Source organism: Citrobacter sp. GW821-FHT02E08 (assembly GCF_059421685.1).
Genome location: NZ_JBWKVL010000020.1, coordinates 61,923 through 82,377 on the forward strand (window position 1 = coordinate 61,923; position 20,455 = coordinate 82,377).

At 53.2% G+C, this 20,455-nt stretch carries 20 protein-coding genes and 1 tRNA gene; 7 read left to right on the forward strand and 14 right to left on the reverse strand.

Annotation, left to right across the window (positions count from 1 at the left end; translation table 11 throughout):
- Window positions 1-112: 112 nt before the first annotated feature.
- The 3 genes from rho to trxA form a co-directional block, all read right to left on the reverse strand.
- Complete coding sequence (gene rho, locus AC07UY_RS20145) at window positions 113-1,372, reverse strand: transcription termination factor Rho (protein WP_002437993.1); 1,260 nt, start codon at window positions 1,370-1,372, stop codon at window positions 113-115.
- An 87-nt stretch (window positions 1,373-1,459) separates the two neighbouring features.
- Window positions 1,460-1,579, reverse strand: coding sequence for a rho operon leader peptide (locus AC07UY_RS20150; protein WP_162380372.1), 120 nt, complete (start codon window positions 1,577-1,579; stop codon window positions 1,460-1,462).
- Window positions 1,580-1,709: 130 nt separating this feature from the next.
- Window positions 1,710-2,039, reverse strand: coding sequence for a thioredoxin TrxA (trxA, locus tag AC07UY_RS20155; RefSeq protein ID WP_001280776.1), 330 nt, complete (start codon window positions 2,037-2,039; stop codon window positions 1,710-1,712).
- Window positions 2,040-2,157: 118 nt separating this feature from the next.
- On the opposite strand from trxA, the gene rhlB reads away from it, so the two are divergent.
- Together rhlB and gppA are read left to right on the forward strand one after the other, a co-directional pair.
- Entirely contained in the window at window positions 2,158-3,423 is a 1,266-nt protein-coding gene (rhlB, locus tag AC07UY_RS20160) for an ATP-dependent RNA helicase RhlB (protein ID WP_494701824.1), read from the forward strand.
- 6 nt (window positions 3,424-3,429) lie between these two features.
- Entirely contained in the window at window positions 3,430-4,917 is a 1,488-nt protein-coding gene (gene gppA / locus AC07UY_RS20165; RefSeq protein WP_494701825.1) for a guanosine-5'-triphosphate,3'-diphosphate diphosphatase, read from the forward strand.
- Window positions 4,918-4,956: 39 nt separating this feature from the next.
- On the opposite strand, the gene rep is transcribed toward gppA, so the two are convergent.
- Entirely contained in the window at window positions 4,957-6,978 is a 2,022-nt protein-coding gene (rep, locus tag AC07UY_RS20170) for a DNA helicase Rep (protein ID WP_494701826.1), read from the reverse strand.
- A gap of 112 nt (window positions 6,979-7,090) precedes the next feature.
- On the opposite strand from rep, the gene ppiC (AC07UY_RS20175) reads away from it, so the two are divergent.
- Window positions 7,091-7,372 (forward strand): peptidylprolyl isomerase PpiC, encoded by a 282-nt coding sequence (gene ppiC / locus AC07UY_RS20175; protein WP_192613989.1) that lies wholly within the window; start codon window positions 7,091-7,093, stop codon window positions 7,370-7,372.
- 48 nt (window positions 7,373-7,420) lie between these two features.
- Window positions 7,421-7,702, forward strand: coding sequence for a peptidylprolyl isomerase PpiC (gene ppiC / locus AC07UY_RS20180; RefSeq protein ID WP_015960967.1), 282 nt, complete (start codon window positions 7,421-7,423; stop codon window positions 7,700-7,702).
- Window positions 7,703-7,788: 86 nt separating this feature from the next.
- On the opposite strand, the gene ilvC is transcribed toward ppiC (AC07UY_RS20180), so the two are convergent.
- Window positions 7,789-9,264, reverse strand: a complete 1,476-nt coding sequence (gene ilvC / locus AC07UY_RS20185; RefSeq protein WP_494701827.1) for a ketol-acid reductoisomerase — start codon at window positions 9,262-9,264, stop codon at window positions 7,789-7,791.
- Window positions 9,265-9,419: 155 nt separating this feature from the next.
- Between ilvC and ilvY the strand changes: the two genes are divergently transcribed.
- Window positions 9,420-10,310, forward strand: coding sequence for an HTH-type transcriptional activator IlvY (gene ilvY, locus AC07UY_RS20190; protein ID WP_192613991.1), 891 nt, complete (start codon window positions 9,420-9,422; stop codon window positions 10,308-10,310).
- A 90-nt stretch (window positions 10,311-10,400) separates the two neighbouring features.
- On the opposite strand, the gene ilvA is transcribed toward ilvY, so the two are convergent.
- The 7 genes from ilvA to ilvL all read right to left on the reverse strand — a co-directional run bounded on the left by ilvA (window position 10,401) and on the right by ilvL (window position 16,950).
- Window positions 10,401-11,945, reverse strand: coding sequence for a threonine ammonia-lyase, biosynthetic (gene ilvA / locus AC07UY_RS20195; RefSeq protein ID WP_494661401.1), 1,545 nt, complete (start codon window positions 11,943-11,945; stop codon window positions 10,401-10,403).
- 2 nt (window positions 11,946-11,947) lie between these two features.
- Window positions 11,948-13,798 carry a dihydroxy-acid dehydratase gene (gene ilvD, locus AC07UY_RS20200; protein ID WP_494701828.1) on the reverse strand — a complete coding sequence of 617 codons (1,851 nt, stop codon included), beginning with the start codon at window positions 13,796-13,798 and terminating at the stop codon, window positions 11,948-11,950.
- A 60-nt stretch (window positions 13,799-13,858) separates the two neighbouring features.
- Window positions 13,859-14,788 (reverse strand): branched-chain amino acid transaminase, encoded by a 930-nt coding sequence (locus tag AC07UY_RS20205; RefSeq protein ID WP_192613993.1) that lies wholly within the window; start codon window positions 14,786-14,788, stop codon window positions 13,859-13,861.
- 17 nt (window positions 14,789-14,805) lie between these two features.
- A complete protein-coding gene (gene ilvM, locus AC07UY_RS20210) occupies window positions 14,806-15,069 on the reverse strand; it encodes an acetolactate synthase 2 small subunit (RefSeq protein ID WP_192613994.1) in 264 nt (87 codons plus the stop codon).
- Window positions 15,066-16,712, reverse strand: a complete 1,647-nt coding sequence (gene ilvG, locus AC07UY_RS20215; RefSeq protein WP_494661364.1) for an acetolactate synthase 2 catalytic subunit — start codon at window positions 16,710-16,712, stop codon at window positions 15,066-15,068. The genes ilvM and ilvG overlap by 4 nt, the downstream gene beginning before the upstream one ends.
- A 2-nt stretch (window positions 16,713-16,714) precedes the next feature.
- Window positions 16,715-16,765: a peptide IlvX gene (gene ilvX, locus AC07UY_RS20220; RefSeq protein WP_203361354.1), complete on the reverse strand. Its 51-nt coding sequence runs from the start codon at window positions 16,763-16,765 to the stop codon at window positions 16,715-16,717.
- Between the two features lie 86 nt (window positions 16,766-16,851).
- Window positions 16,852-16,950 (reverse strand): ilv operon leader peptide, encoded by a 99-nt coding sequence (ilvL, locus tag AC07UY_RS20225; RefSeq protein WP_001311244.1) that lies wholly within the window; start codon window positions 16,948-16,950, stop codon window positions 16,852-16,854.
- A gap of 351 nt (window positions 16,951-17,301) precedes the next feature.
- Here ilvL and AC07UY_RS20230 point away from each other — a divergent pair, with 351 nt between their 5' ends.
- Entirely contained in the window at window positions 17,302-18,822 is a 1,521-nt protein-coding gene (locus AC07UY_RS20230; RefSeq protein WP_494701829.1) for a YifB family Mg chelatase-like AAA ATPase, read from the forward strand.
- A 26-nt stretch (window positions 18,823-18,848) separates the two neighbouring features.
- Here the strand turns inward: AC07UY_RS20230 and maoP are convergent, their stop codons facing one another.
- Window positions 18,849-19,187 (reverse strand): macrodomain Ori organization protein MaoP, encoded by a 339-nt coding sequence (maoP, locus tag AC07UY_RS20235; RefSeq protein ID WP_162380306.1) that lies wholly within the window; start codon window positions 19,185-19,187, stop codon window positions 18,849-18,851.
- 118 nt (window positions 19,188-19,305) lie between these two features.
- Here maoP and hdfR point away from each other — a divergent pair, with 118 nt between their 5' ends.
- Window positions 19,306-20,139: an HTH-type transcriptional regulator HdfR gene (hdfR, locus tag AC07UY_RS20240; protein ID WP_494661362.1), complete on the forward strand. Its 834-nt coding sequence runs from the start codon at window positions 19,306-19,308 to the stop codon at window positions 20,137-20,139.
- Between the two features lie 117 nt (window positions 20,140-20,256).
- On the opposite strand, the gene AC07UY_RS20245 is transcribed toward hdfR, so the two are convergent.
- A tRNA-Trp gene (locus AC07UY_RS20245) sits at window positions 20,257-20,332 on the reverse strand.
- Window positions 20,333-20,455 lie beyond the last annotated feature (123 nt).

The window sequence follows — 20,455 nt, forward strand, 5'->3', positions numbered from 1 at the left end:
AAACGCAAAGCAACGGCATGTGATACCGTACTTTTGTAAATGTGTCGTTAAGATTACAGATATAAATGAAAAACGCCACGTAAAAACGTGGCGTTTTCGGGTAAAAACTGGCTTACGAACGTTTCATCATATCGAAGAAGTCGTCGTTGGTTTTGGTCATCGCCAGTTTATTGATGAGGAATTCCATTGCATCGATTTCGCCCATTGGGTGAATGATTTTGCGCAGGATCCACATCTTCTGCAGCTCTTCCTGAGTGGTGAGCAGCTCTTCTTTACGGGTACCGGAACGGTTGTAGTCGATTGCCGGGAAGACGCGTTTTTCAGCGATCTTACGAGAGAGGTGCAGTTCCATGTTACCTGTACCTTTAAACTCTTCGTAGATAACTTCGTCCATTTTGGAGCCGGTATCAATCAACGCCGTGGCGATAATGGTCAGGCTACCGCCCTCTTCCACGTTACGCGCGGCACCGAAGAAGCGTTTCGGACGGTGCAGGGCGTTGGCATCCACACCACCGGTCAGCACTTTACCGGAAGCCGGTACCACGGTGTTGTAAGCACGCGCCAGACGGGTGATGGAGTCGAGCAGAATGATAACGTCTTTCTTGTGCTCAACCAGGCGTTTCGCCTTCTCGATCACCATTTCCGCAACCTGAACGTGGCGAGATGCCGGTTCGTCAAAGGTGGAAGCAACCACTTCACCTTTCACCAGACGCTGCATCTCGGTCACTTCTTCCGGACGTTCGTCAATCAGCAGAACCATCAGCACGCAGTCCGGGTGATTGTACGCAATGCTCTGTGCAATGTTCTGCAGCAGCATCGTTTTACCGGCTTTCGGCGGCGCCACAATCAGACCACGCTGACCACGACCAATAGGCGAAGCCAGATCCAGTACGCGAGCGGTCAAATCTTCTGTTGAACCATTACCACGTTCCATACGCAGACGAGAGTTTGCGTGCAGCGGGGTTAAGTTCTCAAACAGGATTTTATTACGGGCGTTCTCCGGTTTGTCATAGTTAACTTCGTTAACTTTCAACAGCGCAAAGTAGCGTTCGCCTTCTTTCGGCGGACGAATCTTACCAGAAATGGTATCACCAGTGCGGAGGTTGAAACGACGGATTTGGCTGGGGGAAACGTAGATGTCATCAGGACCGGCGAGGTAGGAGCTGTCTGCAGAGCGGAGGAAACCAAATCCATCCTGCAATATCTCCAGCACACCGTCACCAAAGATATCTTCGCCACTCTTTGCGTGCTGCTTCAGGATGGCAAAAATAATGTCCTGCTTGCGCATACGAGCCAGGTTTTCCAGCCCCATATTTTCGCCGAGAGTGATCAGCTCAGAAACCGGCGTATTCTTTAATTCGGTAAGATTCATAATGGTGTGAGTTCTTAAACTTGGGGTAAATCTCGAACTTAATGTTGTGAATGGTATGGCAGGATCATCCATGCCTGTTTACGGCCATCAACTCATGTCTGTTCGCTGTCTGGTCACAGGAAAGTACACAGAACTGAAACGACAAGACGGATTGAGTGACAAGCCAGGAATCTGTCCACTTCTCGCGTGAGATAAAACGGGAAGTATTGGATAAAACTAGATTCAAACTTAATAAGGTATGTTTAATACGAAGTCAACACTAACTTAGCATGACTCAAGCCGGGCGTCCAGTCATCCGCATAATTTAGGATGCTGGTCGCCCGAACATGATATTTCCTTACGCCAGGTTGGCGTCGAGGAACTCTTTCAGCTGACCTTTGGACAGAGCGCCCACTTTGGTTGCAGCCACTTCACCATTCTTGAACAGCAGCAGGGTCGGGATGCCACGGATACCATACTTCGGCGCAGTGCCTGGGTTCTGGTCGATGTTCAGTTTAGCAACCGTCAATTTGCCCTGATATTCGTCAGCGATTTCATCCAGAATCGGGGCGATCATTTTGCACGGTCCGCACCACTCTGCCCAGAAATCAACGAGGATCGCCCCGTCCGCTTTGAGTACATCCGTGTCAAAACTGTCGTCAGTCAGGTGAATAATTTTATCGCTCATATATAACTCCACAGGAATAAGCCTGGCGTGTTGGTGTAGCATTAACCAACTAAAGGTTGACTTTATTTCACCGGATACGCTTTCGTAAAGCAATAGTAAGCTGATATTCTACCACACTATGAGCAAAACACATTTAACAGAACAGAAGTTTTCCGACTTCGCCCTGCACCCTAAGGTGATAGAAGCCCTTGAAAATAAAGGGTTTCATAACTGCACGCCCATTCAGGCACTGGCCCTCCCGCTAACGCTGGCAGGTCGTGATGTTGCAGGGCAGGCGCAAACCGGTACCGGGAAAACGATGGCGTTTCTGACGTCGACGTTTCATTATCTTCTCTCTCATCCCGCAATTGGCGATCGCAAGGTGAACCAGCCGCGCGCGCTAATTATGGCGCCGACGCGCGAATTAGCCGTGCAGATCCACGCTGATGCGGAACCGCTGGCACAAACGACCGGCCTGAAGTTAGGTCTGGCTTACGGCGGCGACGGTTACGACAAACAGCTTAAAGTGCTGGAAAGCGGCGTCGATATTCTGATCGGCACCACCGGTCGTCTGATCGACTATGCGAAACAGAATCATATCAACCTTGGCGCCATTCAGGTCGTCGTGCTTGATGAAGCCGATCGCATGTACGATCTGGGCTTTATTAAAGATATCCGTTGGCTGTTCCGCCGCATGCCGCCAGCCACTCAGCGCCTGAACATGTTGTTCTCCGCCACCCTGTCTTACCGCGTACGCGAACTGGCGTTCGAGCAGATGAACAACGCCGAATACGTTGAAGTTGAGCCGGAACAAAAAACGGGTCACCGCATTAAAGAAGAGCTTTTCTACCCTTCTAATGAAGAAAAGATGCGTTTACTGCAAACGCTGATCGAAGAAGAGTGGCCAGATCGCGCCATTGTTTTCGCCAACACCAAACACCGTTGCGAAGATATCTGGGGTAGCCTTGCCGCTGATGGCCATCGCGTGGGTCTGTTGACCGGCGACGTGGCGCAGAAAAAACGCCTGCGCATTCTCGAGGAATTTACCCGTGGTGACCTCGATATTCTGGTAGCGACTGACGTTGCAGCGCGCGGTCTGCACATTCCTGCGGTGACGCACGTCTTTAACTACGATCTGCCGGATGACTGTGAAGACTACGTCCACCGTATCGGTCGTACGGGTCGTGCTGGCGCAAGCGGTCATTCCATCAGTCTGGCCTGCGAAGAGTACGCGTTGAATCTGCCCGCCATTGAGACCTACATTGGTCACTCTATTCCGGTGAGCAAATACAATCCGGAAGCGCTGATGACCGATTTGCCTAAGCCACTGCGTCTGACGCGTTCACGCCCTGGCAACGGACCACGCCGCACTGGCGCGCCTCGTAACCGTCGTCGTTCAGGTTAAGAAAATATGCTCAGCTCCACCTCGTCGCTTTATGCAGCTATCGATCTCGGTTCCAATAGTTTTCATATGCTGGTTGTACGCGAGGTGGCTGGAAGCATCCAGACGCTTACCCGCATCAAGCGCAAGGTGCGTCTGGCTGCTGGGCTGAACAGTGATAATGCCCTTTCTGCAGAGGCAATGGAGCGCGGCTGGCAGTGCCTGCGTCTGTTTGCTGAACGCCTGCAGGATATTCCCCAACCGCAAATCCGCGTGGTTGCAACGGCAACATTGCGCCTTGCCGTCAATGCGGGCGAGTTTATTGCTAAAGCACAAGATATTCTCGGTTGTCCCATCCAGGTGATTAGCGGTGAAGAAGAAGCCCGTCTGATTTATCAGGGTGTCGCCCATACCACCGGTGGCGCCGACCAGCGTCTGGTGGTCGATATCGGCGGTGCCAGCACTGAAATGGTCACCGGTACCGGTGCGCAAACCACCTCTCTGTTTAGTTTGTCGATGGGTTGCGTTACCTGGCTTGAGCGTTACTTTACCGATCGCAATCTGGCGCAGGAAAACTTTGATGAGGCGGAAAAAGCCGCACGCGAAGTGCTGCGTCCCGTTGCTGATGAGTTGCGCTATCATGGCTGGAAAGTATGTGTGGGTGCTTCTGGCACCGTGCAAGCGCTACAAGAAATCATGATGGCGCAGGGCATGGATGAGCGTATTACGCTGGCGAAGCTCCAACAGTTAAAGCAGCGAGCCATTCATTGCGGCCGTCTGGAAGAGCTGGAAATTGAAGGATTAACGCTTGAGCGCGCATTAGTCTTCCCCAGCGGTCTCGCCATTCTTATCGCCATTTTCACCGAACTGAACATTAAGTGCATGACCCTTGCCGGCGGTGCGCTGCGTGAAGGTCTGGTCTACGGTATGCTGCATCTGGCCGTCGAACAGGATATTCGCAGTCGCACGCTGCGTAACGTTCAGCGGCGATTTATGGTCGATACCGAACAGGCAAACCGCGTCGCAAATCTCGCGGCCTCTTTCCTCAATCAGGTAGAGAATGAGTGGCATATTGAATTGATCAGCCGCGAAATATTGATCAGCGCCTGTCAGTTACATGAGATTGGGTTAAGCGTCGATTTCAGGCAAGCGCCACAACATGCGGCCTACCTGGTGCGCAATCTTGATTTACCGGGCTTTACGCCTGCGCAAAAGAAATTGCTGGCAACGTTATTATTAAATCAGACCAACCCTGTCGATCTCTCGTCACTCCACCAGCAAAACGCGGTGCCGCCGCGCGTGGCAGAACATCTTTGTCGCTTACTGCGTCTGGCAATTATTTTTGCCAGTCGTCGACGCGACGATCTGGTGCCTGATATCGTGTTGCAGGCACAGAATGAAAATCTGACGTTAATTCTCCCCGAAGGCTGGTTTGCGCACCATCCACTGGGTAAAGAGCTTGTTGATCAAGAAAGCCAGTGGCAAAGCTATGTCCACTGGCCGCTGGACGTGTTGTAAGACGCTTTTGCCGGGTGGCGCTAACGCTTATCCGGCCAACTATTTCGCTCTCTTTGCCGCCATCATCGCTTTCAAATTTGCCAGATGGTTCTGCCCTTTCTGCATCCGCTCTTCGGCCGTCACGACTTTACGTTCCTGCTCCCAAATGAGATCGTCCTGCGGCAACTCCAACAGAAAACGACTCGGTTCAGGCCGAATCAGCTCGCCGTACTGACGGCGTTCTTTGCACAGTGTGAAGATAAGCTCTTTCTGTGCGCGAGTGATCCCAACATAGGCCAGACGGCGCTCTTCATCGATATTATCTTCATCAATACTGCTCTGGTGCGGCAGAAAGCCCTCTTCCATCCCCACCATAAAGACATACGGAAATTCGAGGCCTTTTGAAGCATGCAACGTCATCAGTTGAACCTGATCTAACTCCTCTTCACTTTCGCCACGTTCCATCATGTCGCGCAGCGTAAAGCGCGTCACCACCTGGGTAAGCGTCATCGGTTCATCAATTTCACTGCCTTCCAGCATTTCCGTCATCCAGCTAAACAGCTGGTTGACGTTTTTCATGCGCATCTCCGCCGCTTTTTGACTCGGCGAGGTTTCATACAGCCAGGATTCATAGTCGATGCCGTGAATAAGGTCGCGTACTGCCGCAATCGGTTCACGCTCCGCCAGGCGCTGAATTTCGCCCAGCCACTGCGTAAAGCGGGTTAACGAATCATACCCGCGCCCGGTCAATGTCTGGCTAAGCCCCATATCAAAGCTGGCGGTAAACAGACTCTTGTTGCGGGTCATCGCCCATTCGCCCAGTTTTTGCAGCGTGGCCGAACCGATTTCGCGTTTTGGGGTGTTCACAATGCGCAAAAACGCGCTGTCATCGTCCGGATTGGTCAAAACGCGCAGGTAGGCAAGCAGATCTTTAATCTCCGGGCGGGAGAAGAACGACGTACCGCCGGAAATTTTGTACGGGATCCGGTTCTGCATGAGGAATTTTTCAAACACCCGCGACTGGTGATTCCCGCGGTACAGGATGGCGTAATCCTTGTATTCGGTTTTATTCACAAAGTGGTGGGCGATAAGCTCGCCAGTGACCCGCTCGGCTTCATGCTCTTCATTGTTCGCACTCAACACTTTAAGCTCGGCACCATAACCCAGCTCGGAAAAGAGTCGTTTTTCAAAGACGTGCGGATTGTTGGCAATGAGGATATTCGCCGCCTTCAGGATGCGCCCGGAGGAACGGTAGTTCTGTTCGAGTTTAATCACCTGCAAAGCCGGAAAATCCTGACTCAGCAGCACCAGGTTTTGCGGGCGGGCACCGCGCCAGGAGTAGATTGACTGATCGTCATCCCCCACCACCGTAAAGCGCGCGCGTTGGCCCACCAACAGCTTCACCAGCTCGTACTGGCTGGTGTTGGTATCCTGATATTCATCCACCAGCAAGTAGCGGATCTTGTTTTGCCAGCGCTCACGCACCTCTTCATTACGCTGCAGCAGCAGCGTGGGCAGCAGGATCAGGTCATCAAAATCCAGCACGTTACACGCCTTCATATGCGCATCGTACAGGCCATAGCAGTGTGCAAAAATGCGATCCCGCTCGCCCTTCGCGCTGGCCGCCGCCTGCGCAGGGGTTTTCAGATCGTTTTTCCAGTTGGAGATCGTTGAGATCAGCTGTTGCAGCATCACTTTATCGTCTTCGATCAACCCTTCGGTCAAATCCTTCAACAACGCAACCTGATCGGTGTCGTCGAACAGCGAGAAGTTGGATTTCATCCCCAGCGCGGCATACTCCCGCTTGATAATGTCCAGCCCCAGCGTATGGAAAGTGGAAATCATCAGGCCGCGCGCTTCTTTGCGCCCCAGCGTCTGCCCGACACGTTCTTTCATCTCACGTGCCGCTTTGTTGGTAAAGGTCACTGCAGCAATGTGGCGCGCCTGATACCCACAGCCACGAATGAGGTGGGCAATCTTGTTCGTGATAACGCGTGTTTTGCCAGAACCTGCCCCCGCCAGCACCAGGCAGGGTCCGGTGACGAATTCAACAGCGTGTTGTTGGCCGGGGTTTAAACGCATAGGAGTATTGCTCAATCTTCGAACGGGGGGAGGATTGTAGCAGAAAGTTGCGCTGAGATTTACCCGCCGAATGGTAAAGTGTTGGCAGCACAAACACGATGAGAAAATCACCATGGCAAAGAGCGCCGCCGCCCTGCATATCCTGGTAAAAACCGAAAAACTCGCCCTTGAGATCCTCGCCAAACTGGAACGCGGCATCAGTTTTGATCATCTGGCAAAGCGCTATTCGCGCTGCCCGTCTGGTCGCAACGGTGGCGATTTGGGCGAATTTAAGCAGGGTATGATGGTGGGACCGTTTGATGCCGCGGTCTTCAGTTGCCCGTTGTTGAAACCCTATGGGCCGGTGAAAACCAAATTTGGCTATCACATCATCAAGGTGTTATATCGCCGATAACGCATGCTAAAATTGCCAGCCTTATTGACCCCTTTGAAGGCGCATATCATGGCAAAAACAGCAGCAGCACTGCATATCCTTGTTAAAGAAGAGAAACTGGCTCTGGATCTTCTGGAACAAATTAAAAACGGTGCAGACTTCGAGAAACTGGCGAAGAAACACTCTACCTGCCCGTCAGGCAAAAAAGGCGGCCACTTAGGTGAATTCCGTCAGGGTCAGATGGTCCCGGCGTTCGATAAAGTGGTTTTCTCCTGCCCGGTGCTGGAGCCAACCGGCCCGCTGCACACCCAGTTCGGTTACCACATCATTAAGGTGCTGTACCGTAACTAACAAAAAGCCCGAGGTCTGAACCTTCGGGCTTTTTTTGTAGGCCGGATAAGGCGTTTACGCCGCCATCCGGCAATTCGTGCTATGCCTTATCCGGCAACAGCAATACGTTTCATATCAGTCATATAGCCACGCAGTTTCTGGCCCACTTTCTCGATCGCATGGTTGCGAATCGCTTCGTTCACATCACGCAACTGCGCGTTATCGACTGCACCTTCGGCAATGGCTTTGCCCAGGTCGCCCGGCTGAATTTCAGTCATGAACGATTTCAGCAACGGTACGCAAGCGTATGAGAACAGGTAGTTACCGTATTCAGCGGTATCAGAGATAACCACGTTCATTTCATACAGACGCTTACGGGCGATAGTGTTCGCAATCAGCGGCAGCTCGTGCAGGGATTCGTAGTAAGCAGACTCTTCGATGATGCCGGAATCCACCATGGTTTCGAACGCCAGCTCAACGCCCGCTTTCACCATCGCGATCATCAGCACACCTTTATCGAAGTACTCCTGCTCACCGATTTTGCCTTCAAACTGCGGTGCGGTTTCAAACGCGGTTTTGCCGGTCTCTTCACGCCAGGTCAGCAGTTTCTTATCGTCGTTAGCCCAGTCAGCCATCATGCCGGAGGAGAATTCGCCGGAGATGATGTCGTCCATGTGCTTCTGGAACAGCGGCGCCATGATCTCTTTCAGTTGTTCTGACAGCGCGTAAGCACGCAGTTTCGCCGGGTTGGACAGGCGGTCCATCATCAGAGTAATACCGCCCTGTTTCAGGGCTTCGGTGATGGTTTCCCAACCGAACTGAATCAGTTTTTCGGCGTAAGCCGGGTCGGTACCCTCTTCCACCAGCTTGTCGAAGCACAGCAGAGAACCTGCCTGCAACATACCGCACAGAATGGTCTGTTCGCCCATCAGGTCAGATTTCACTTCTGCCACGAAGGAAGATTCCAGTACACCCGCACGGTGACCGCCAGTTGCTGCGGCCCAGGCTTTGGCAATCGCCATGCCTTCGCCTTTTGGATCGTTTTCCGGGTGAACGGCGATCAGGGTCGGTACGCCGAAACCACGTTTGTACTCTTCACGTACTTCGGTACCCGGGCACTTCGGCGCAACCATCACGACGGTAATGTCTTTACGAATCTGCTCGCCTACTTCAACGATGTTGAAACCGTGAGAGTAACCCAGCGCCGCGCCGTCTTTCATCAGCGGCTGTACGGAACGCACCACGTCGGAGTGCTGTTTGTCTGGCGTCAGGTTAACGACCAGGTCCGCCTGTGGGATCAGCTCTTCGTAAGTACCGCATTTGAAGCCGTTTTCGGTCGCTTTACGCCAGGAGGCGCGTTTCTCAGCAATCGCTTCTTTACGCAGGGCGTAAGAGATATCCAGACCGGAATCACGCATGTTCAGGCCCTGGTTCAAACCCTGAGCGCCGCAGCCAACGATGACCACTTTTTTACCCTGAAGGTAGCTCGCGCCATCGGCGAATTCGTCGCGACCCATAAAGCGACATTTGCCCAGCTGTGCCAGCTGCTGGCGCAGGTTCAGTGTGTTGAAGTAGTTAGCCATGGTGAACTCCGTGATGTTGTGTTGTCGTGCTTTATTGTTCGGTTCGCGTTTTGCGAGAATGGAACCACATTACAACAGGAAATTTATTGCGGAAATTGATATATTCACAACGTCACGTTGCAATTTCTGCAATATAAACGAGTGGAGTGCGATCTGTGGATTTACGCGATCTGAAAACCTTTCTGCATCTGGCGGAGAGCCGCCATTTTGGCCGCAGCGCGCGGGCGATGCACGTCAGCCCCTCGACGCTTTCCCGGCAGATTCAGCGCCTGGAAGAAGATCTCGGTCAGCCGCTGTTTGTGCGTGACAACCGCACCGTGACGCTGACCGAAGCAGGTGAAGAGTTACGCGTCTTTGCCCAGCAAACGTTGCTGCAGTATCAGCAACTGCGCCATACCATCGATCAGCAAGGGCCGTCGCTTTCTGGCGAATTGCATATCTTCTGCTCGGTGACCGCCGCCTACAGCCATCTGCCGCCGATTCTCGATCGCTTCCGCGCGGAACATCCGTCGGTGGAAATTAAGCTCACGACCGGTGATGCCGCCGATGCGATGGAAAAAGTGGTAACAGGCGAAGCGGATCTGGCGATTGCCGGCAAACCGGAAACGCTGCCCGGCGCGGTGGCCTTTTCGATGCTGGAAAATCTGGCGGTGGTGTTGATCGCACCCGCACTGCCCTGCCCGGTGCGTAATCAAGTTTCGGTAGATATCCCGGACTGGTCGACAATTCCATTTATCATGGCCGACCAGGGACCGGTACGCCGCCGTATTGAGCTGTGGTTCCGGCGCAACAAGATCAGCAATCCTTTGATTTACGCCACGGTGGGAGGCCATGAAGCGATGGTTTCGATGGTGGCGCTCGGCTGCGGTGTAGCGCTGCTGCCGGAAGTGGTGCTGGAAAACAGCCCGGAGCCGGTGCGCAACCGCGTGATGATTCTGGAGCGCAGCGATGAAAAAACACCGTTCGAACTTGGCGTCTGCGCACAAAAAAAGCGGCTGCATGAGCCGCTTATTGACGCGTTTTGGGCGATTTTGCCGAACCACTAGCTTTGTAGGCCCGATAAGCGTAGCGCCATTGGGCGGGATTTGCCGGATGGCGGCGCAAGCGCCTTATCCAGCCAACAAAAGCCATTGGTATTAACCCGCCAAAAAGAACCTGAACGCCGGGTTTTGCGTCTCATCGTGGCAGTCGTAGCCCAGCTCATTGAGCCGGGTTTCGAAATCCGGTTCATGATCGCCCAACTCGAACGCCGCCAGTACACGTCCGTAGTCGGTGCCATGGCTGCGGTAGTGGAACAACGAGATGTTCCAGTGTGTGCCCAGTGTGTTGAGGAAGCGCAGCAACGCCCCCGGTGATTCCGGAAATTCGAAACTGTAGAGGCGTTCCTTGAGCGGTTTCGATGGGCGTCCGCCGACCATATAGCGTACGTGCAGCTTCGCCATTTCATCATCGGAGAGATCGACCACGCTGTAACCGCCGTCCTTGAGCAGTTGCAGAATTTCTTTACGCTCTTCCAAACCTCGGCTCAGACGCACGCCCACGAAAATGCAGGCATCTTTAGCATCGGCAAAGCGGTAGTTGAACTCGGTGACCGAACGCCCGCCGAGTAGCTGGCAGAACTTCAGGAAGCTGCCCTTCTCTTCCGGGATAGTGACCGCCAGCAGGGCTTCTCGTTGCTCGCCCAGCTCGCAGCGTTCGGACACGTAGCGCAGGCCATGGAAGTTAACGTTAGCGCCGGAAAGGACATGGGCCAGCCGTTCGCCACGGATATTGTGCTGAGCGATGTACTTTTTCATCCCCGCCAGCGCCAGCGCGCCTGACGGTTCCGCCACCGCACGCACATCTTCGAACAGATCTTTCATCGCCGCACAGATAGCATCGCTGTCGACAGTGATGATGTCGTCGAGATACTCCTGGCACAGACGGAAGGTTTCATCGCCAATGCGTTTGACCGCCACGCCCTCAGCAAATAAACCTACGCGCGGCAGATCCACCGGATGACCAGCTTCCAGCGCCGCCTTCAGGCAGGCGGAGTCTTCCGCTTCTACGGCAATAACTTTAATTTGCGGCATCAGTTGCTTGATCAGCACCGCCACGCCCGCCGCCAGTCCGCCGCCGCCGACCGGCACAAACACGCGGTCCAGGTGGGCGTCTTGTTGCAGCAGTTCCAGCGCCAGCGTGCCCTGGCCAGCAATCACCATCGGATGATCGAACGGCGGCACCCAGGTGAAGCCTTGCTGCTGCGACAACTCAATCGCTTTGGCTTTCGCCTCATCAAAATTGGCGCCGTGCAGCAACACTTCGCCGCCGAAACCGCGCACCGCATCGACTTTGATGTCGGCGGTGGCGGTTGGCATGACAATCAGCGCTTTTACACCTAAACGCGCGGAGGAAAACGCCACGCCTTGCGCGTGGTTACCCGCGGAAGCAGTGATCACACCCTGCGCTTTCTGTTCTTCCGTCAACCCCGCCATCATGGCGTAAGCCCCACGCAGCTTGAAGCTGTGCACCGGCTGGCGGTCTTCGCGTTTCACCAGGATCACGTTATCAAGGCGCGACGAAAGTTTTTCCATTTTTTGCAGCGGCGTGACCTGCGCTGCTTCGTAGACCGGTGCGCGTAGCACCGCTCTGAGATATTCGGCACCCTCAGGGGTGCCAGACAGGGGTTGCGAGTCAGCCATCATTAGCCCCCCAGCTTCGATTTATCGCGCACCGCACCTTTGTCGGCGCTGGTCGCCAGGCTGGCATAGGCACGCAGGGCAAAGGAGACCTGACGTTCACGGTTCTTCGGCGTCCAGGCTTTATCGCCACGGGCTTCCTGCGCCTCACGACGAGCCGCAATTTCCTGCTCGCTCAGTTGCAGTTGGATGCCGCGATTCGGGATATCAATTTCGATCAGATCGCCGTCTTCAATGATCGCAATATTGCCGCCGCTCGCCGCTTCCGGAGAAACGTGGCCAATAGAAAGGCCGGAAGTGCCGCCAGAGAAACGACCGTCGGTCACCAGTGCACAAGCTTTGCCGAGGCCCATCGATTTCAGGAACGTGGTGGGGTAAAGCATCTCCTGCATCCCCGGACCACCTTTCGGGCCTTCGTAGCGGATGACAACCACATCGCCAGCGACCACTTTGCCACCGAGGATAGCGTCTACCGCATCATCCTGGCTTTCGTAGACTTTGGCCGGGCCAGTGAATTTGAGGATGCTGTCGTCGACGCCTGCGGTTTTGACGATACAGCCGTTTTCCGCGAAGTTTCCGTACAGCACGGCCAGGCCGCCGTCTTTGCTGTAAGCATGCTCCAGAGAGCGGATACAGCCATTCGCGCGGTCATCATCCAGCGTATCCCAGCGGCAATCCTGCGAGAATGCCTGGGTGGTGCGGATACCCGCAGGCCCTGCGCGGAACATGGTTTTCACGGCGTCGTCCTGCGTCACAACAACGTCGTATTGCTCAAGGGTTTGCGGCAGCGTCAGACCGAGCACGTTTTTCACGTCGCGGTTAAGCAGTTTGGCACGATCCAGTTCGCCCTGAATCCCCAGTACGCCGCCCGCGCGGTGCACGTCTTCCATATGGTATTTCTGCGTACTCGGCGCGACTTTACACAGCTGAGGGACTTTGCGGGAGAGCTTGTCGATATCACTCATGGTGAAGTCGATTTCCGCTTCCTGCGCCGCCGCCAGCAGATGCAGAACGGTGTTGGTGGAGCCGCCCATGGCGATGTCCAGGGTCATCGCGTTTTCGAACGCGGCTTTGTTGGCAATATTGCGCGGCAAGGCGCTTTCGTCGTCCTGCTCGTAGTAGCGTTTGGTCAGTTCAACGATGCGAGTACCGGCATTCAGGAACAGCTGTTTACGGTCGGCGTGGGTCGCCAGCAGCGAGCCGTTGCCTGGCTGAGACAGGCCCAGCGCTTCGGTCAGACAGTTCATTGAGTTGGCGGTGAACATGCCAGAACAGGAGCCGCAGGTCGGACACGCGGAGCGTTCTACCTGATCGCTCTGCTCGTCGGAGACTTTCGGGTCCGCCCCCTGAATCATCGCGTCAACCAGGTCGAGCTTGATGATTTGATCGGAGAGTTTGGTTTTCCCGGCTTCCATCGGGCCGCCGGAGACAAAGATCACCGGAATGTTCAGGCGCAGGGAGGCCATCAGCATCCCCGGGGTTATTTTGTCGCAGTTGGAGATGCAGACCATCGCGTCAGCGCAATGGGCGTTGACCATATACTCAACAGAGTCGGCGATCAGCTCGCGAGACGGCAGTGAATAAAGCATACCCCCGTGGCCCATGGCGATACCGTCGTCCACCGCAATGGTGTTGAACTCTTTGGCAACACCGCCTGCCGCTTCAATCTGTTCAGCAACCAGTTTACCGAGGTCGCGCAGGTGCACATGGCCCGGCACAAACTGGGTAAACGAGTTTACAACCGCAATAATCGGCTTGCCGAAATCGGCGTCGGTCATCCCGGTTGCGCGCCACAGTGCGCGGGCCCCCGCCATATTACGGCCATGGGTGGTGGTAGCGGAACGATACTTAGGCATGCTTTATTTACTCCCGTCTGACTATTTAGCGGGACGGTGCGTGCCGTCCCGAATTTATATTTATGGATTAACCTGATCCAACCAGCCCCATTTATCTTCCGTTTCACCGGTGAAGAGGCCAAAGAATGCTTGCTGGATGCGTTTGGTGACCGGGCCACAGCGACCTTCACCCACCTGGATGCCGTCTACACTGCGAACTGGCGTGATTTCTGCTGCGGTTCCGGACATGAACACTTCATCCGCCAGATACAGTGATTCACGGGACAGCACTTGCTCACGCACTTCGATATCCAGCTCTTTCGCCAGCTTGATGATCGCATCACGCGTAATGCCCGGCAGCGCGGATGAGGTGAACGGCGGGGTGAACAGAATGCCATCTTTCACTTCAAACAGGTTCTCGCCTGCGCCTTCGGAAATGTAGCCGTTCACATCCAGCGCAATCCCTTCCTGATAACCGTGGCGACGCGCTTCGCTACCCACCAGCAGAGAAGAAAGATAGTTACCGCCCGCTTTTGCCGCGGTCGGAATGGTGTTTGGCGCAACGCGGTTCCAGGAAGAAACCATCGCATCGATCCCCTGCTCCAGCGCTTCAGCGCCCAGATAGGCTCCCCACGGGAACGCGGCGATGATCACATCAGTGGTGTATCCCGCAGGTGGGTTAACGCCCATCCCCACATCGCCCACAAAGACCAGTGGGCGGATATACGCGCTGGTCAGATTGTTTTTGCGGATAACGGCGCGGCAGGCTTCCATTAACTCATCAACGCTCTGAGTCACCGGGAAACGATAAATTTTTGCTGAGTCGCGAAGGCGCTGCATGTGTTCGCGATGGCGGAACACCACAGGTCCTTTGTGAGAATCGTAGCAACGGATCCCTTCAAACACTGAAGTACCGTAGTGCAACGCGTGGGACATTACGTGAACTTTCGCATCTTCCCAACGAATCATCTCGCCATTGGACCAAATGTAATCAGCTTTTTTCGTCGTCATTTTTCTTCCTTTTGCGCTCAGGCGCGGATCTGTTGTGATGTGGTTGTGCTCTGGCAAATGGCAACATGTGCAACGTCTACCAGTTTACTTAACTGACTAAACAGTAAGTCGACCGACCGGGGGCTGGCAACGGTCAATTCGATATTTATATTCTGCGCATCGCTGGCTGTTTCCATATTCATAGCGCACACCTGAAAACCGCGATGACGTACCACACGTAAAACACGCTCTAACGTTTCCGGACTGAAACGCGCCGCCACATTAACCTGATGTTGCATCATGATAATTTCTCCAGCATTTCTGAGTTACTGGCACCGGGGGGCACCAGGGGCCAGACATTCTCAAGCTCGTCGATTGAGACATGAAGCAGGTAAGGCCCCTCACTGTTCAGCATGGTGTCGAGTGCCGCTTCAACCTGGTCTTTACGGGTGATGTGTTGGCCAGGAATGCCGAAGGCGCTGGCTAACATGAGGAAATCGGGATTATCGGTAAGGGTAGTTTCGCTATAGCGTTCCTGAAAAAACAGCTGCTGCCATTGTCGTACCATCCCTAAACGTTGATTATCGAGTAAGACGATTTTCAACGGTAACTGCTTGCGTTTTACGGTGCCCAGCTCCTGCACATTCATCATGAAGGAACCGTCACCGGAGATACAGATAACAGTGTCATCCGGTCGCGCCACTTGCGCGCCCACCGCCGCTGGCAGGCCGAAGCCCATCGTACCCAGGCCGCTGGAGGTGATAAAGTTTTCCGGACGGGTATAGGTCATATGCTGCGCCGACCACATCTGATGTTGCCCAACATCCGTCGTCACGACGCTGTCTGCCGGTTTACGATCTGACAACTGCTTTAACAACAGCGGGGCATAGATAGCCTCACCAGGGTGATCATAGCGCCAGCTATGCTCGGTGCGCAGTTGAGCGCAATGTTGACGCCAGTCCTCAATATTCAACGACTGCTGCAGAGCAGGCAGCAATGTATTCAGATCGCCCTGAAGGGCGACGTGCGCCTGACGAAGCTTGTTCATTTCGGCGGGATCGATATCCATGTGGATTACGCAGGCATTTGGCGCGAAGGTATTCAGCTTGCCAGTCACCCGGTCATCAAAACGTGCACCGACCGCCACCAGCAGATCGCATTCCTGCACCGCAAAGTTTGCCGCTTTCGTGCCATGCATCCCCAGCATGCCAAGATAATACGGATAGTCTGCATCGACAGCGCCAAGCCCTTTCAACGTGCAGGTGACTGGCATGCGAGTCGCGTCGAGAAATTCACGCAACGCGGGTACCGCCTGCGCCATCCCCACACCGCCCCCGACGTACAGCATCGGTTTTTGCGCTTGCGCTATCATTCGACACGCCTGCTCAACATCAGCGTGCGGGAACGTAACATCATTTTTCACAGTGGAGAAATAGGGCTCAAGACTACCGCTGGCCAGCTGGATATCTTTAGGGATATCAACCAGAACGGGTCCTGGTCGTCCAGAATTCGCGATCCTGAAGGCGTCGGCCATGATGCGGGGTAACTCTTCTAGCGACGGCACCAGGAAGCTGTGTTTGGTACAGGCCAGGGACAGCCCTAACACGTCCACTTCCTGAAATGCATCAGTGCCAATGAAGGGCGCAGAAACCTGGCCAGTGATGGCGACAACGGGAACGGAATCTAACAGCGCATCAGCCAGACCGGTGATCAGATTGGTCGCCCCTGGTCCGGAGGTTGCGATACAGACGCCGGTTTTACCGGTCGAACGCGCATACCCGATGGCTGCCATAACAGCCCCTTGCTCGTGTCGGCACAACAGGTGTTCCACGCCGCCGTCATACAACGCATCGTAAACCGGCATAATTGCGCCACCGGGATAACCAAAAACGGTTTTAACACCCTGTGCTCGCAAAGCATGTACTACCCATTGCGCCCCATTCATAGTTACTTCCCCGCCATAAATTTAGAGAAACAGAATTTTATGCTGTTATTCATTTTCTGCTCCTCGGTTATGTTTTTAAGGTCAAAAAAAACCCCCGGACCTTTCGGTGCGGGGGTCTTAGTTCGTTAAGGCTTGATTTCTAAGCCTTTCCTCGTCCAAGTGCAGCCCCGCACGGTGGGATAATAATCACCACCACGCTAATCACGACCAGGCTAATCACTCGTAGAAGGGCTGTCATTTTCGTATATTCTTGCATCTTGTTCGAAGGAATACCTAAAGAGTTACCATAGATATCGCAAATAACACAAGATATTTTTATTCTCTTTTTTCTGACGCAGCTAACGGTTTAGTAAAAACATATTGTTTTATATAAGAAAAACAAAAAGTGAAAATATTTCATATTATTTCCCACAGAACGGCCACTTCCCCTCCAGAATCTCGCGTATTTTCCCTTTTGCGAGCAGCATTCCGCTCATCGGCCTTCCGTTTCAAGGTTGCATAAAAACTCATGAATCAGCCGCTAAAAGTCGTTATTTAGATAAACATTGTTATCATTATCTTCGACATAATGACTGTATCAGGAGGAGTTATGTCACTTTCGATTGTTCACACTCGCGCCGCCCTTGGCGTTAATGCCCCCCCTATAACTATCGAGGTCCATATCAGCAATGGCCTTCCTGGTTTAACCATGGTGGGATTACCTGAAACCACAGTAAAAGAGGCTCGAGATAGGGTGCGCAGCGCCATTATCAATAGTGGGTATGAATTTCCGGCGAAGAAAATCACGATCAACCTCGCCCCTGCCGATCTCCCTAAAGAGGGAGGGAGATATGATTTACCGATCGCTGTCGCGCTTCTGACCGCATCAGAGCAGCTTACAACGCATAAACTTAGCGAATATGAATTAGTAGGTGAACTGGCGCTTACAGGGGCGTTACGCGGCGTTCCCGGTGCGATTTCGAGCGCAACAGAAGCGATTCGTGCTGGCAGGAGGATTATTGTCGCCAGTGACAATGCAGCTGAAGTCGGTTTAATCAGTGGCGAGGGGTGCCTGATAGCCGATCATTTACAATCCGTATGCGCATTTCTGGAAGGTAAGCATGAGCTTGAAAGGCCTGTAACAGGAGATCTGGCTTCCGGCACATCGTCGGATGACCTCAGTGATGTCATCGGCCAGGAACAAGGAAAGCGAGGACTGGAAATTACTGCAGCGGGTGGTCATAACTTGCTGCTGATAGGACCTCCCGGGACAGGAAAAACGATGCTTGCCAGTCGCTTAAATGGGCTGCTTCCGCCACTCAGCAACGAAGAAGCACTGGAAAGCGCAGCGATTCTCAGTCTGGTCAATTCCGACACCGTACAAAAGCGCTGGAAGCAGCGCCCATTCCGCTCACCTCACCACAGTGCATCATTGGCCGCCATGGTCGGTGGTGGCTCAATACCCGCCCCAGGAGAAATCTCGCTGGCGCACAATGGCATTCTGTTTCTTGATGAACTGCCAGAATTTGAACGACGTACGCTGGACGCGTTGCGGGAACCCATTGAGTCCGGGAAAATTCATCTTTCCCGCACGCGAGCTAAAATTACCTATCCAGCACGTTTCCAGTTGATTGCCGCCATGAATCCCAGTCCCACAGGCCACTATCAGGGAAACCATAATCGCTGTACGCCTGAGCAGACACTGCGCTATCTCAACCGTCTATCCGGTCCTTTTCTCGATCGCTTTGATCTTTCACTCGAGATCCCACTCCCACCACCTGGCATTCTTAGCCGGTCGATAGCCAAAGGAGAAGATAGTTTTACGGTTAAACAACGTGTTATCGCTGCCCAGGAACGTCAGTACACACGACAGGGAAAATTAAACGCGCAAATGAATACTCAGGAAATTCGGAAGCACTGCAATTTGCACAGTGATGATGCACACTGGCTTGAGGAAACGCTGCTGCAGTTGGGGTTATCTGTACGCGCCTGGCAACGACTGCTGAAAGTTGCACGTACCATTGCCGATATAGAGCACTCAGACAGTATTAAACGACAGCACTTACAAGAAGCTGTCGGCTATCGGGCGATAGACAGACTGCTCATTCATCTGCAGAAACTGCTGGCATAAAAAAAGGGCAAGATGCCCTTTTTTTATTAATCGTCAGATTCGGTGTAATCTTCAGCGCCTTCCATCTGCGGCTTACCACCAGACAGCGTGTGAAAACGCTTGGGACGCTTGATACGCGTCATGTATTTAGACCAAACGCGTTCAGCCTCTGTAACAGGTTCACGTTCGCCACGGCATACCGCGACAAACAGTTTTTCTTCTTCAGTGACTGGCTCACGTTTACCCAGATCCAGCTCATTAAAGGCATAACCATAACGTTCAAGCAGTTGTGCCTCTTTGATGGTGAAATCACCATGACGAGAGAATCCGCGAGGATAATACTTATTGTCGAAATATCGATTAGTCGTCGTAAAGCTTTCCGCCATCCTGCACGCTCCTAATTCTTTGGCCGAGCTATTTATGGCGCGGAGTATTAGTTACGCTTGACAGAGTGTAAAACAAAAGATTTAAATCATAACGACAAATAATTTTGTGGAGTGAATTGTGGATACGGAATTGTTGAAAACTTTCCTGGAAGTGAGTCGGACACGCCACTTTGGTCGTGCAGCTGAAGCACTCTATCTGACTCAATCAGCAGTAAGTTTTCGTATTAGACAACTGGAAAATCAGCTTGGCGTGAACCTGTTCACTCGCCACAGAAACAATATCCGTTTAACTGCGGCCGGAGAGAAGCTTCTGCCTTATGCAGAAACACTGATGAACACGTGGCAGGCCGCACGCAAAGAGGTCGCACATACGTCACGGCATAATGAATTTTCTATCGGTGCCAGCGCCTCTCTTTGGGAGTGCATGCTAAATGACTGGCTGGGGCGGCTGTACCAGTCTCAGGATCCACAAGCCAGTCTGCAATTTGAGGCCAGAATCGCTCAGAGACAGTCGTTAGTTAAGCAACTCCATGAGCGCCAACTGGATCTTCTGATTACCACTGAAGCGCCCAAAATGGACGAATTTAGTAGCCAGCTTCTCGGCCACTTCACATTAGCGCTTTACAGCACCGCTCCATCACGAACAAAAGACGAGTTGAATTACTTACGTCTTGAGTGGGGCCCAGACTTTCAACAAAATGAAACAGGATTGATTGCGAGTGATGAAGTCCCCGTACTCACAACCAGTTCAGCAGAACTCGCACGGCAACAACTTTCTCCCCTCAACGGCTGCAGTTGGCTACCGGTGATCTGGGCTAAAGAGAAAGGTGGACTCCACACGGTTACCGATAGCTCAACGCTTTCACGACCGTTATATGCAATATGGTTACAAAATAGCGATAAAAATGCGTTAATTCGCGATCTTCTAAAAACAAACGTACTGGAAGATTAAGGTAGTTGGATCTGGCAAGGATGCCGGGTGAAATACAATGACAGGTAATGCGGATACTACTTCCAGGCAAGTTTCAGGCAAAAAAAAATCCTTAGCAAAAATGCTAAGGATTATTTCTGGCAGGGGCGGAGAGACTCGAACTCGCGACACCCGGTTTTGGAGACCGGTGCTCTACCAACTGAGCTACGCCCCTAAATTTTCTTATCATTAAGCCTGCTAAGATAGCAGGCTTAATTTTCTAATAAGTGGCGGAACGGACGGGACTCGAACCCGCGACCCCCTGCGTGACAGGCAGGTATTCTAACCAACTGAACTA